The organism is Natrialba taiwanensis DSM 12281 (genome assembly GCF_000337595.1).
Lineage (GTDB): Archaea > Halobacteriota > Halobacteria > Halobacteriales > Natrialbaceae > Natrialba > Natrialba taiwanensis.
The window spans coordinates 1-12,366 of sequence record NZ_AOIL01000052.1 but is presented as its reverse complement, the minus strand read 5'-3'; the positions used below and the strand labels follow the sequence as shown (position 1 = coordinate 12,366).

Annotated in this window: 14 protein-coding genes and 1 tRNA gene; 7 read left to right on the top strand and 8 right to left on the bottom strand. The window is 62.2% G+C overall.

Annotated features, from left to right (window positions below):
• The first annotated feature begins 22 nt into the window (after positions 1-22).
• Positions 23-202 carry a hypothetical protein gene (locus tag C484_RS15615; protein WP_049915547.1) on the top strand — a complete coding sequence of 60 codons (180 nt, stop codon included), beginning with the start codon at positions 23-25 and terminating at the stop codon, positions 200-202.
• Between the two features lie 162 nt (positions 203-364).
• Here the strand turns inward: C484_RS15615 and metX are convergent, their stop codons facing one another.
• The 3 genes from metX to C484_RS15600 form a co-directional block, all read right to left on the bottom strand.
• Positions 365-1,627 (bottom strand): homoserine O-acetyltransferase MetX, encoded by a 1,263-nt coding sequence (gene metX / locus C484_RS15610; protein ID WP_006826866.1) that lies wholly within the window; start codon positions 1,625-1,627, stop codon positions 365-367.
• Positions 1,624-2,964 carry an O-acetylhomoserine aminocarboxypropyltransferase/cysteine synthase family protein gene (locus C484_RS15605; RefSeq protein WP_006826865.1) on the bottom strand — a complete coding sequence of 447 codons (1,341 nt, stop codon included), beginning with the start codon at positions 2,962-2,964 and terminating at the stop codon, positions 1,624-1,626. The genes metX and C484_RS15605 overlap by 4 nt, the downstream gene beginning before the upstream one ends.
• A 134-nt stretch (positions 2,965-3,098) precedes the next feature.
• Complete coding sequence (locus C484_RS15600) at positions 3,099-3,767, bottom strand: DUF6517 family protein (RefSeq protein ID WP_239640998.1); 669 nt, start codon at positions 3,765-3,767, stop codon at positions 3,099-3,101.
• Positions 3,768-3,964: 197 nt separating this feature from the next.
• On the opposite strand from C484_RS15600, the gene C484_RS15595 reads away from it, so the two are divergent.
• A complete protein-coding gene (locus tag C484_RS15595) occupies positions 3,965-5,206 on the top strand; it encodes an MFS transporter (RefSeq protein WP_006826863.1) in 1,242 nt (413 codons plus the stop codon).
• A 101-nt stretch (positions 5,207-5,307) separates the two neighbouring features.
• Positions 5,308-5,724 (top strand): universal stress protein, encoded by a 417-nt coding sequence (locus C484_RS15590; protein ID WP_006826862.1) that lies wholly within the window; start codon positions 5,308-5,310, stop codon positions 5,722-5,724.
• Between the two features lie 26 nt (positions 5,725-5,750).
• On the opposite strand, the gene C484_RS15585 is transcribed toward C484_RS15590, so the two are convergent.
• From C484_RS15585 to C484_RS15570, 4 genes are all read right to left on the bottom strand, one after another.
• A complete protein-coding gene (locus C484_RS15585; RefSeq protein ID WP_006826861.1) occupies positions 5,751-6,530 on the bottom strand; it encodes an SDR family oxidoreductase in 780 nt (259 codons plus the stop codon).
• Between the two features lie 148 nt (positions 6,531-6,678).
• A complete protein-coding gene (locus C484_RS15580) occupies positions 6,679-7,200 on the bottom strand; it encodes a hypothetical protein (protein WP_006826860.1) in 522 nt (173 codons plus the stop codon).
• Between the two features lie 114 nt (positions 7,201-7,314).
• A complete protein-coding gene (locus C484_RS15575) occupies positions 7,315-7,992 on the bottom strand; it encodes an alpha/beta hydrolase (protein WP_006826859.1) in 678 nt (225 codons plus the stop codon).
• Positions 7,989-8,624: a VOC family protein gene (locus tag C484_RS15570; protein ID WP_049915543.1), complete on the bottom strand. Its 636-nt coding sequence runs from the start codon at positions 8,622-8,624 to the stop codon at positions 7,989-7,991. Before C484_RS15570 ends, C484_RS15575 begins: the two co-directional genes overlap by 4 nt.
• A gap of 313 nt (positions 8,625-8,937) precedes the next feature.
• Here C484_RS15570 and C484_RS15565 point away from each other — a divergent pair, with 313 nt between their 5' ends.
• From C484_RS15565 to C484_RS15550, 4 genes are all read left to right on the top strand, one after another.
• A complete protein-coding gene (locus tag C484_RS15565) occupies positions 8,938-9,438 on the top strand; it encodes a hypothetical protein (RefSeq protein ID WP_049915541.1) in 501 nt (166 codons plus the stop codon).
• A gap of 564 nt (positions 9,439-10,002) precedes the next feature.
• Positions 10,003-10,206, top strand: coding sequence for a hypothetical protein (locus tag C484_RS15560; RefSeq protein WP_239640997.1), 204 nt, complete (start codon positions 10,003-10,005; stop codon positions 10,204-10,206).
• Between the two features lie 644 nt (positions 10,207-10,850).
• Positions 10,851-11,318 (top strand): archaellin/type IV pilin N-terminal domain-containing protein, encoded by a 468-nt coding sequence (locus C484_RS15555; RefSeq protein ID WP_006826855.1) that lies wholly within the window; start codon positions 10,851-10,853, stop codon positions 11,316-11,318.
• 6 nt (positions 11,319-11,324) lie between these two features.
• Positions 11,325-11,804, top strand: coding sequence for a type IV pilin (locus C484_RS15550; RefSeq protein WP_006826854.1), 480 nt, complete (start codon positions 11,325-11,327; stop codon positions 11,802-11,804).
• A 237-nt stretch (positions 11,805-12,041) separates the two neighbouring features.
• Here the strand turns inward: C484_RS15550 and C484_RS15545 are convergent.
• Positions 12,042-12,145, bottom strand: a tRNA-Arg gene (locus C484_RS15545).
• Positions 12,146-12,366 lie beyond the last annotated feature (221 nt).

The following is a 12,366-nucleotide window of genomic DNA, read 5'->3' as shown; positions in this document are numbered from 1 at the left end:
TTCGGCACGCATACCGGTACGTATGGCAGCAGAGACCGAAGAACTTCCGAGCGATTACTCTCCGGACCGCAGTCTCGGTAGTACGCTCGTGTATCCGATCGGGATACTCGGCGCGTTCTTCTTCCTCTTGCAGGGACAGATTCTCCTCTTCGTTGCGGCGATTATCGTCACGTACGTGCTCGCACTTCGTCTTTCGACGTGAGCAGTCGTTGGACTGTCGACTCGGTTTGAACTCGTCCATGTATCGCTTTCGCCGCTCTCCATCGTTCGGACACGCCCACAAACCCTGACAGTCCGCACGACCGATCTCCCGGACGAGTTCATCGACCTCATGACCGCAGCGACCGAGCGCAGCGGTCGGGAATCACTGTGAAAACAGACTCGTGTGAACGGGGGCGAACGTTTCGGACGGCGCTGATGCGTTCGACTCGGCGGTGTCCGTAATCGGTCGTCCTGCAAGCCCGTCAGCCAGGAGCGCCGACAGCGGCGGCCCGACCGTCTCGGGTTCGACGAGGAAGGCGTCGTGGCCGTGGTCGGATTCGATGACGTGGTGTGCGACATCGAGAGCGGCGTCGCGAGCCGATTCAGCGAGCGCTTCGGCCTGGTCGACGGTGAAGTGCCAGTCGGCGGTAAACGACAGGAGCAGCAGTTCGCCCTCGAAGGCGGCGAGTGCGGCTGTATCGGACTCGTAGCCCGTCGAGAGATCGAAATCGTCCATTGCGCGCGTAAGGTAGAGATAGCTGTTCGCATCGAAGCGGTCGACGAACTTTTCGGCCTGGTAGTCCAGGTAGGATTCGACCTCGCGGTAGGGAAAGAACGCGGCCGCCGGATCCGGCGGCTCCTCGCGAACCGTTTCGCGGCCGGCCGAGCGCCGACCGAACTTCTGCGCCATCGACGCCTTCGAGAGGTACATGATGTGTCCGAGCTGGCGCGCCCGAGCGAGGCCGTCCTTGGGTCCGGTACCGCCGTCACCGTTGGACTCCCCCGACGAGCCGCCGTTCGCTTCGCTTTCGGAGACCCCGTAGTAGTGGCCGCCGTTCCAGTCGGGATCGCTCGTGATCGCCCGTCGCGCGACCGTATCGATCGCGAGACACTGCGCGTCGAGTCGTCCCGCCGTCGCGACGGCGGCCGCCCGGCCAACGTCGTCCGGATACCGCCGGAGCCAGTCCAACACGTTCATCCCGCCGACGCTGCCGCCGACGACGGCGTGGAGGCGACCGACGCCGAGTTCATCGAGCAGTCGGCGCTGGGCGCGGGTCCAGTCGCCGACCGTCACCGGCGGGAAGTCGGTGCCGTAGGGCTCGCCCGTTTCGGGGTTCGTGCTCGCGGGGCCGGTCGTTCCGTAGCACGAGCCCGGCACGTTCGCACAGACGACGTAGTACTCGGTCGTATCGATCGCCTTTCCGGGGCCGACTACGTCGCCCCACCAGGCCCGCGCCTGCCCCGCGGTCTCGTCACCGGCGTCCGGCCGGCGCGCGACGTGGGCGCTCCCGGTCAGCGCGTGGCAGATGAGCACCGCATTGTCGCCGGTGAACTCGCCGTAGGTCTCGTAGGCCACCTCGAGTTCGGGAATCGACTCGCCGGATTCGAAGGTGAACTCGCCGAGGTCGACGGTGTCTCTCGTCATGTGTGCGGGTGCCCTCCCGTCGGTGTTCGTGTCGCGGCTTCGATGGCCTGGTCGAGATCCGCGAGGATGTCTTCGGGGGCTTCGATGCCGACGGACATGCGGACGAGGTCGGGTGTCACGCCGGCTTCTTCCTGTTCGTCGGGGGAGAGCTGGCCGTGGGTCGTGCTGGCGGGGTGGATCACGAGCGTCTTCGCGTCGCCGATGTTGGCGAGGAAGCCGGCGAGTTCGACGCTCTCGCAGAAGGTCTTGCCGCCGTCGTAGCCGGTTTCGAGGCCGAACGCGACCATGCCGCCGTAGTCGGCCAGATAGTTTGTGGCGTTGTCGTGGGTCGGGTGCGACTCCAGACCGGGGTGGGTGACCCAGGCCACGTCGTCGTGGTCGTCGAGGTACTCGGCGACGATGGTAGCGTTCTCGCAGTGTTTCTCCACCCGAAGCGGCAGGGATTCGAGCCCTTGGAGGGTCTGCCAGGCGTCGAACGGCGACTGCTGGTTCCCGAGACTCCGCAGCGATCGGAACCGGGCCGCGGCGGCGAAGGGGGCCTCGGGGAAGTCCCGCGAGAAATCGACGTCGTGGTAGGCGTGGTTCTGCCCGGCGATTTCGTCGTAGCCGTGCTCACCCCAGGGGAACGAGCCGCCGTCGACGAGGACCCCGCCGACCGTCGTTCCCGAGCCGTGGAGCCACTTCGTCGTGGACTCCCAGACCACGTCCGCGCCGTGTTCGAGCGGCCGACACAGTGCCGGCGTGGCGAAGGTGTTGTCCACGACCAGCGGCACGCCGTGCTCGTGGGCGATCGCGGCGACGCGTTCGAAGTCGGGCGTGACGAGCGAGGGGTTCCCGATCGTTTCGACGTGGACGAAGGCGGTGTTCTCGTCGATCGCGTCCGCGTAGGCGTCGTACTCGAGCGTCGAGACGAATCGCGGTTCGATGTCCCGTCGCGTCGCCGTCTTCGAAAAGTAAGCCGTCGTCCCGCCGTAGGTATCGGTCGAACAGACCACGTTGTCGCCCGCCTCGGCGAGGATCAGCGTCGCCGAGTCGAGCGCGGCCATGCCGCTGCCGGTCGCGACCGCACCAGCGCCGCCCTCGAGCGAGGCGAGGCGGTCTTCGAGGGTCTCGACCGTCGGATTGCTGATCCGCGAGTAGATGTAGCCGTCGTCCTCCAGGGCGTAGCGCTCGGCCGCCGTGTCCGCGTCGGGGAAGGTGTAGGATGTCGTCTGGTAGATCGGCGGCGCTCGCGCACCCGTCTCCGGATCCGCCTCCTGCCCGGCGTGGACGCTTCGCGTACCGAATCCGTCCGCACTGAACTCGGCGTCGGTCCCGTCGCTCGCGTCGTCACTCATGTTTAGTATGCATACTACTCCATCCACATATGCGTCGCAGTAACGGCAAAATCCGCTGGACGTGCTGACATATAGCACGCAGTCGCCGCCTGTCGCTTCGCCGCGAGACGAGTTCACCGTCGGCCGCGCCTTCGCTAGTCGCCCTCTGCGTCGTGTTCGAGGCCCTCGAACATCGTTTCGACCGCGTCCGATTCCGCTTCGAATCCGAGTGCCTGCGGATAGACGGCGATACAGATCACGAAGTCCTCGTCGTGTTCGACCGGTTCGGACACCTGCAGGTACACGTCGACCGTCGCCCCGGCGTCGATCAGGCGCGCCTCCGCCACGTACCGATCGACGGTCGTCTCGGACCCGAGTATCGAGTGGGTCGTCTCGTCTTCGAACTCGACGGACTCGAGTCCGTCGTACCGGTTCTGGATCATGGTGACGAGTTCGGCCGTCGAGAGATCGCCGACGGGGTTGAACGTTCGCCCGAGAACGGATACCTGTGGTGTGGTGAGTACCGCAGTAACTGCTGCTTGTGCGCGTGTCAGGCCGAGACTATCGAGGGCGATTGCGCGGTCGTACTCGGCGTACCAGTTGGTCGCTTCGATCGTCCGCTCGATACCGAATCGGCCGACCGTCCGTTCGACGACGAGTTCTTCGACGGTGTGTTCGTCGTAGCCGGTTTCTGCTCGTGCGTCCGCGGAGACGGTTGCTGGCCCCGCGGAGAGCGTTCCTTCGAGCCGCCCGGAGCACCCAGCCAGGGCCGCTGTTGCGGTCGCCCCACCCATCGCCAGCAGGCGTCGACGCGTGTATGTCATCGTTCTTGAAGCGTCCTCCACCGACGAAAACCCGTCGGTGTGAGCCGTAAAGCAATAGTCCGTTGACAGTCGTCTTGAGGGCTGCACACGACGGAGCGGTCCCGCCGACGCGTCGGACCGATCGCACCGAGATGACGTCCCGCGACGACGGAACCGAGACGGACGGCTTCATAGGGTCGTAGTCCGAAGGAGCCAGCGTGCACTCGAGTGATCGTGACCGACTGGTGCTCGCGGGTGTCGTCTTCGCCGTGTTGTTCTCCCAACTGTTACTCTACCCCGGCATCGGCACGCTCGTCTCCGTGCTGGGCGCGGACACGACGAGTTCGGGACTCACCGCGACGACGCTCGACGCGAGCATGTGGTTCCTCGTCGCCGAGTTCGCCGCCTACGTCGCGTTTGTCGGCGTCTGGGGCGCAATAAGCGATATGAGCGGTCGGCGAACCCCCTTTATCGTCGCGAGCGCGCTCGCCGGAGCCGTCGGCTACGCCACCCTCGCGGCGGTCCCTGCCCTCGGATCGATCCCCTTCAGTGCCGTCCTCCTCCTGCGGGTCTTCCAGGGCGCGATGACCATCGGCGCGTTCTCGCTCACGATGACCATGCTGATGGATCTGGAGGGCGGCCACGGCCGCAACATGGGAGCGGCCGGCATCGCCATCGGCCTCGGGGCGGCCCTCGGCGCGCCGATCGGCGGCCAACTCACCGAACTCGATCCGGTCGCACCGTTGCTCGTCGCGGCCGGACTGCTCGTCTTCGTCGGCGCGCTCGTCTCCAGACTCGCCGACCGAACGCCCGAAACGAGCCGGACCGCGCGGGCGCTGCTCGAGGGTGTCCGCCGTCGACCGACGCTGTCGATCCCCTACGCGTTCGGCTTCATTGATCGGATGACGGCGGGCTTTTTCGCTCTCGTGGGGACGCTTTACTTCCAGGACGTGTTCAATCTCGACGCCGGGACGACCGGGCTCTTGCTCGCGTGTTTCTTCGCGCCGTTCGCCCTGCTCCAGTATCCGATGGGATCGCTCTCGGATCGCATCGGCCGAACGATTCCGATCGTCGCCGGGTCGGCGTGCTACGGGCTCGGTATCCTCGGCGTCGGCATCGCCCCGTCGGTACGCACTGCTGCCGTGGCGATGGTCGTTGTCGGCATTCTCGGCGCGCTGGTCTCCCCGGCAACGATGGCGCTCGTGACTGATCTCGCGTCCGAACGCGAGCGTGGCCTCGCAATGGCCGGATTCAATCTCGCCGGCAGCCTCGGTTTCCTCGGTGGCTTTCTCGTCGGCGGCACCGTCGCCAGCACCTACAGCTACGACCTGGCGTTTCTCGTCGTCGGCGGCCTCGAAATCGCCATCGCAATCGTCACGGTCCCGATCTTCGTGCGACTCTCGCTCGGGTCCGATCCGGCCATGGACGGCAGCACCGGACGCGAGACCGGCAATCGCTAATCGACCTTGTCCCGCTTCGAAAGCGATACCACCCCTCTCTTCTGCACATCTCTGACGACAGCCGTTTTTATACGCTCCGGGAACGATACGAACAGATACCGATGACAATCCTCGTCGCCTACGACGGTTCGGCTCCAGCACAGCAGGCCGCGGAGTACGCATTTACCACCCATACGGACGACGAAATCATCCTGCTGCGCGTCGTCGAAGCCGCTGACGGCTCGACCGGAGCAAGCATCAACTACGCCCAGGACCTCCTCACGGAGGAAGAAGACCCCGCCGCCGACACGCTCCGCGAAGAAGCCGCTGAACTCGCAAACAGCGAGAACGTCCAGTTCACGACCGAGACCGCCGTCGGGCGGCCGGATCGGGAGATCGTCTCGTTCGCGGTGGAGAACGATGTCGATCAGATCGTCGTCGGCAGCCACGGCCGGTCTGGCGTCTCTCGAGTGCTTCTCGGCAGCGTTGCAGAGCGGATCGCCCGCCGGGCCCCGATGCCGGTGACAATCGTTCGGTAGTCGTCCCCCATTGACAGACAGCCGACTCACTGCGTATTCGTCAGCCCGCCGTCGACGACGAGCGATTCGCCGTTGATGTACGACGAGAGTTCGCTCGCGAGGTACAGTGCCGCGTCTGCCACGTCTTCGGGCTGACCCGACCGGCGTGAGGGTATCGTCTCGAGGTATCCCGACTCCGCCTCCGTCCCGAAGATTTCGACATCGTCGGTCGTCATCGTCGTCTCGATCAGCCCGGGATGGATCGTGTTCACGCGAACACCCTTCGGACCCAACTTCGCCGCCATCGCATAAGTCAGCAGGCGAATCGCCCCCTTCGTCCCACAGTAGGTGACGAAATCGCCCGCTCCTTCGAGGCCGGCGATCGACGAGAGATTGATGATGCGGCCGCCGTCAGCCTCAACCATCCGATTCGCCGCCGCCTGCGCCCCGAAGTAGACCCCTTTGACGTTGATGTCCATCATCCGATCGAAGTCGTCCTCGCTGGTCTCCAGGAACTCCTCCCCGTGGAAGATCCCGGCGTTGTTCACCATCACGGTCACGCCGCCGAACTCGTCGGCCGCGTCGACGGCGTTCTCGAGGTCGTCGACGCTCGTCACGTCGCACTCGACGAACGCCGCGCCGGCGTCCGTTTCCTCCTCGATCAACTCGTGCGTTGACGTGCCGCCCTCGCGCGGCGAGTCTCGAATATCCGCGACGACGATATCCGATCCCTCCGTCGCGAACTGACGCGCGATTGCACGTCCGTTGCCGCTCGATCCGCCGGTTACAATCGTTACGTCGTCTTCGAGCATCTGTGACTGTGCCATAGCCGACCGTCGTACCACAGCAGTCTGCTACGTAGTGTCCATCAGTCATCCCGCCAATAGGTCCTCACATTCGACCCGTCATCGGCCCCGAATTCCGGCCCCACTCACGCTCATATTCGCACTCACGCGAACGCACACGCTCACACCGTCACCGGTCCGGATCGATAACCTCAATCTCTCCCCGCTGGATCACCGGCTGATGCTCGCAGATATAGGTCGTCATCTCCGCCGTCGCTTCGACGGTGAGACTCGCCGTCTCGCCACGGTCAGCCACGACGCCCGTCGCGAGTTCATCCACGACCTCCTCGGCCGCGTCGTAAATCGCAAGGTTGTGCTTGACGTTATCCCGATTTTCGCAGGTGAACTCGTACTCCCGTCCCTCGAGGAGCACGAGCGTCGGATTCTCGACGCGGTCGATGTGTGCGGGTTCGACGCCGACCCAGCCGCCGACGAAGGCGTCGAGTCGGACCGTCGAGACGGACGCCCAGGTCTCGGGATCGGTGTCGTTTGTCGTCGCTTCCGCCACGTCGACGACCGGCTCCGACTCGTCGGTCTCGGCGTCGCCCGTCGAGTCGCCTCCCCATCCGAGACAGCCAGCACTGACCGCTCCCACGACCACCAGACCAGTGCGTGCCACGAACGCGCGCCGTCCCGATCGGTTCGAGGCCATTAGCTGGTGCTAGTACGGAGAGCAGCATAAGCCCCAGTCCGCGTCAATCGGAACGTCGTCGCTGCTAACGGATACGACGGGTACTGCACTCGAAACCGGGTCGACGAGGAAACCTTACTGCGACGCCGAGACGAGTTCAGCGACCAGCTCCGCGACGGCATCGAGTTCGTCCTCGTTGACCCCGTGGCCCATCCCCTCGTAGATGCGCTCGGTGACGTCCGCGTTTAACGCCTCGAGAACGCGCGCCGTCTCGTGAACTCGCTCCTCGGGAATGTGCGGGTCGACGTCGCTACAGCCGAGGAAGGCGGGCGTTCCGTCGAGGTCGCCGTCGGTGTCCGCGTAGTCGTCGGCCTCGATTTCGTCACCGATGAGGCCGCCGCTCAGCGCCGCCAGCCCGCCGTACCGTCGGGGGTTGCGCGCGACGAACTCGCTCGCGAGACAGGCCCCTTGCGAGAAGCCGAGCACCAGGACGCGCTCGGTCGGAATCCCGGCGTCGGTCGCCGTCTCGATCGCATCCCGGATCGCCTGTAGACCCGAGGACCGGCCCGGCTCGTTCGACTCGACGGGAGCCAGGAAGGAGTTCGGATACCACTCGTTGCGCTCGGCCTGCGGTGCGAGGAGGGCGACACCCTCGCGGTGGACTTCCTGCCCCATTTGGACGATGCTCCGGGCGGTCGCACCCCGTCCGTGAACCAGGATCACCGCGGCCGTGGCGTCCCCGAGTTCGGTGCCGGCCGTGACGAGCGGCTGGTCCTGATGGGGACCGTCGATACCGTCGCTCGCGTCACTCATTCCAGACCACCGACGCCCGCACTCGCGTCGGGCAAGTCGTTCTCGACCACCTCGAGTCCCAGTTCCTCGATAGCCCCGCGGAGGTGCTCGTCCTTGGCGTACTCGGCACCGTCGGACTCGCGCAGTTCCTGGGCTTTCGCCAGCACCTCGCCGCGGCGGTCGTTCGGAATCTCGTACTTGTCCGCCGAGAGTTCGATGACGAGCCCGTTGTTGTCCGACGTGTAGATCGAGTGGAAGATGCCCCGGTCGAAGACGTTGTACTGGTGGCCCGCGTCCTCAAGTGCGGCCATCGTCTCCTCGTACTCGTCGGGATCGACGCTGAAACAGAGGTGGTGGACGGCTCCGACGCCGCCGCGCTGCCCGCGCCGGTTCGATGGCCGGTCGTCGCTGACGAAGAACGTCAGAATCCGCCCGTCGCCCGTATCGAAGAACAGGTGCGTCTGCGAGGGATCGTCGAGATTCGGCTGGCGAAGCACCAGCGGCATTCCCAGCAGGTCGCGATAGAACTCGATCGTGTCCTCGGCGTTGCTTCCCCAGATCGTGATGTGATCGGTACCCTGCATGTGGACCGGGCTGTCGGGGCGCTCCGGCGTTACCGGCACCGAACTCGATGGTGTCGTCTCGTCGCTCATGTAGTTACACTATGTTACCGCGACGTATGAAGCCTGCAGAGACGCGGGACCAACCACGTGACATCCGTGTTACTAGACCGATCGTCCGGACAGTGCTGCCACCGAGACCGCACGAACAGCTCTCTCCTGAACCCGACAGTGAGGAGTTCGCCCGGCGCAGGAACGCCCCGCCGGCCACTACGCTGCCCTGTACTCTCATCGTCGCCGTTTATGCAGTTCCGACGTGTACCAGCAGTGAGGTCCTCTCGACCGGCGAATAAGTGAACTCGCGCGATCGAGACCGACGCAGTACCGGGCAACCGGCGAGACAACTATGTCAAACCCAGGCTATCACTCCATCTCACGACGATCGGTCGTGCGAACCGGGTCACTTCTCCTCGGTGCGCTCGTCTCCGAATCGATCGGGGCTACGCGCGTCTCGGCGCAATCCGGATCTAGTTCTGAATCGGAACCGGAATCTGAAGCTGAACCCGAGGCCGAATCCGAACCTGAACCCGACTTCCAGGCTCGACTCTACGGAAACGACTTCTATCCCGCTGCGCGCTTTCGCGTGGTCTCTTCCTCCCTCGAATACAAACCCGCCGTTTCGGTTCAGGAAGGCGAGACGTTTCTGGGGGACCTCTACTGGAGCGATTACGATACACGCCTCATTCGATACGAGAACACGCAGGAACGAGTGCTCTTTTTTCCGCCGTTCGAGGCCGATCTCGACCAGGAGACGACGTACCGAACCGACCGGATACAGTCGACGGACGAACTCGCCGACGGCATCGTCCGCATCGGTTTTCACCGGGCCTCGTCGTCCACCGCGTGACCGTCGATTTGCGCCGCGATTGCTCTCCGGCGACGCGCGGATCGAACGAACTGAACTCGCAAAAGCAGCTGCATGCGTACGCTGAGAAACGCGGAGAGACAGTTTACTTCCAGCCGAAGAGTCGCTTGACGAGCGAGCGGCCGCTCAGAGCCGTCTCAGTTGACACCGCGGCTCGGCGTTCTCACGAGCAGGAGCCGCCTGCCACAACCTCTGTTGCCGGTCGAAATCCGAATACTGGTGTGAGTGGAACTGAGTACGTGGCGTAATACCACCACTCGATGGCCACCAGACGGGGCTCAAACTAACGATCTTTGGACTTCACTTTACACTTCTCGAGTTTGCTGTCGAACCCGGTTTCCCCTTTTTCGCGGCTGGGCTTGCAGTCTCCGCAGCCGGATTTGCGTTCGATTGACAGCGGTATCCCGGCTGCCAAACGGTCATTAGTCCCCGAGTTCAGCTCTCAAGCGGAGTGTCGCCTTCCACACCGAACCATCGGTGTTTGTTTCCGTCGTTGACGTTGTAGTTATCGTAATAGTGATGGCAATCGAACAGAATGCCGGACGTATGGCCACCGATCAGAATTCTCACATTCGACAGGTAGTGATCAGTATCCTTGTCGTCTGTACAGCAATCGGTATTTTCGGCGGCGGACAGGAAGCGGACAGCGGAATCGTTGTCGCGTGGTTCTGGATGGGGATTGGCTTGGCCGTGACGTATCTTCTCTACAGGGTGGTTGTTGTGCTCCAGCGGTTCGAGGCTAGCCGCTAGTCGCTCTCCTCTCCACCGGTGTATCTGTCCCGTGGCTTCGATCATTTGGTGAACTCTGTATTGGCCATTGATGGACCAGCAAGCCGGCGTTGATTTTCGGCGTCGTACAACCGATGCCAGAACTGAACGATGGTCAGTGCATCGATTCTCACGTTCAGTCTTTATTGGAATCGCAATTCCACAGCAATAAACGCGGTTGCAGCCGTTACTCCTGACGCGACGCAAGTGGTCGGTGCTGTGACCACCGTACCACCATCGTCGGCGTGCGAGTTCATGCTCGTCGATCACCGACTGGTTTCAGTTCATCTGTGCCAGCAGCGCAGAGACAAAAATCCTGCCGCTAGCACTATCAGATCTGAGAATGCAAGATAGCGCGGGTTCAAGGTGGTGTTGTAACTTCTCTATATAGCCTTGATTATCAGATCTGAAACCCATAGGGTTCCTGATGTGACTCGAAAGGGTACACTATCGATTAGTTATATATACCGGTACTCTACTGGTTGCTATCAGCACCGGAAGACGGCGAGAAGACGACGAAAAGGCGACGATCTCCAATCCCTCAAACGTCGCCGGGTGCCTCCCAGGGCGCCCAGAATACGTCTTCTCACCGTTGATGGGTGCGTAAACAGAACCAAAAGCAAACGATGGATCTTACAACATACCGAGCCAAGCTGACTGGTAACGCAGAAGAGCGCGCCGTATCGCCTGTTATTGGTGTTATTCTCATGGTCGCAATAACGGTCATCCTCGCAGCTGTGATCGCGGCGTTCGTGCTGGACATGGGCGATAGTATGGGCGAGGGACCAGTGAACGAACTTGCTGGCACAGATGTAGACACTGGCGAACAGCGCATCGTAGTTTCTATTGAAAACCCTCAGGACGCTAGTTCATTTGTTGTCCGAGGAGACAATATCGATGAGACAACACTCGATTCGAACTCTGCTGGCGAATCGGACACATTCTATTACAATCCGGATTCCTCTGAGCAGTCCGAGATTAGTAATAACGCCAACGTGCACGAGATTAGTGAGGAAGAAGGTGAATTGACCGTCGTGGCGCAGGATGGAAGTGCAGAGAGTCAAATTGCAACGGCAAGTTGGGACTTCAGCTAACACAAAATGACAATGGACCTTGCGAAATATCGAGTCAAACTGATCGGCAACGAAGAGGAGCGCGCCGTCTCGCCCGTTATTGGTGTCATTCTCATGGTTGCAATAACTGTCATTCTTGCAGCCGTGATCGCAGCGTTCGTGCTTGACATGGGCGATAGTGTAGGTGAGGGTCCAGTGAACGCAATTGTTGGAACGGACGTTGCCAACGATGACGGGACAATTGATGTCTCTATTGAGGACCCGCAAGATGCGAGTACCTTCATCATTCGTAGTGATGATTTCAACAATGTGGCTGAAATCGAGTTAGACGTGAACGCTGCGGGCGAATCAGCGACGTTGTCTAATAGTACGTCTAACTTCAGCGGGTTCTCTACTGACGGTTCCACCTCCGATTACACGCTGGATTCGGCTGGTGAACTCACTGTCGTAGCACAAGACGGGAGCGCAGAAAGCCAGGTCTCTACTGGGAGTTGGGACTTCAGCTAATCCACTCTCCGTATTTATCGGTCGTAATTCAATTCCACGCGTTCAAGACGCTATTCCCCTCGCCAACGTGGCGACTGCGAATGTGATGGTTGTCTCGTCGGGTGCCGTTCTCGTCGAGCAGTCCCGCAACGCGGAGATAGTTTTCGCACGGGCACGATGGGATTCGAACCACGGTCACAGTAACGCCTCCCTGATTCGAATCCCGGTGCCGTTACTGCTCACGTCGTTCGCAGATAACGGGCACGATGGGATTCGAACCCACGACCATCGGATGGCTTCCCCCATTGCAATCCCAATGAGGATAGAAGTCCGACGCTCTGTCCGGACTGAGCTACGTGCCCACGAGTTCGTCATCACGTTCGTATTCGTCAGGCCAATTTATACCCTTTGACTGATGGGTCCGAGCGGGTCGGACGATCGGAATCGGGAACCGAAAAGGAAGGGGTTGGTGTGTTCTGTGCTGGTGTCTGCGTTCAGGGTGGCTGGCTCTCTGTCAGGGGACTATCCGCTGTCGTCCGTCTCGGTACCTGTCTCTTATACACATCTCTGATGGCGCGAGGGA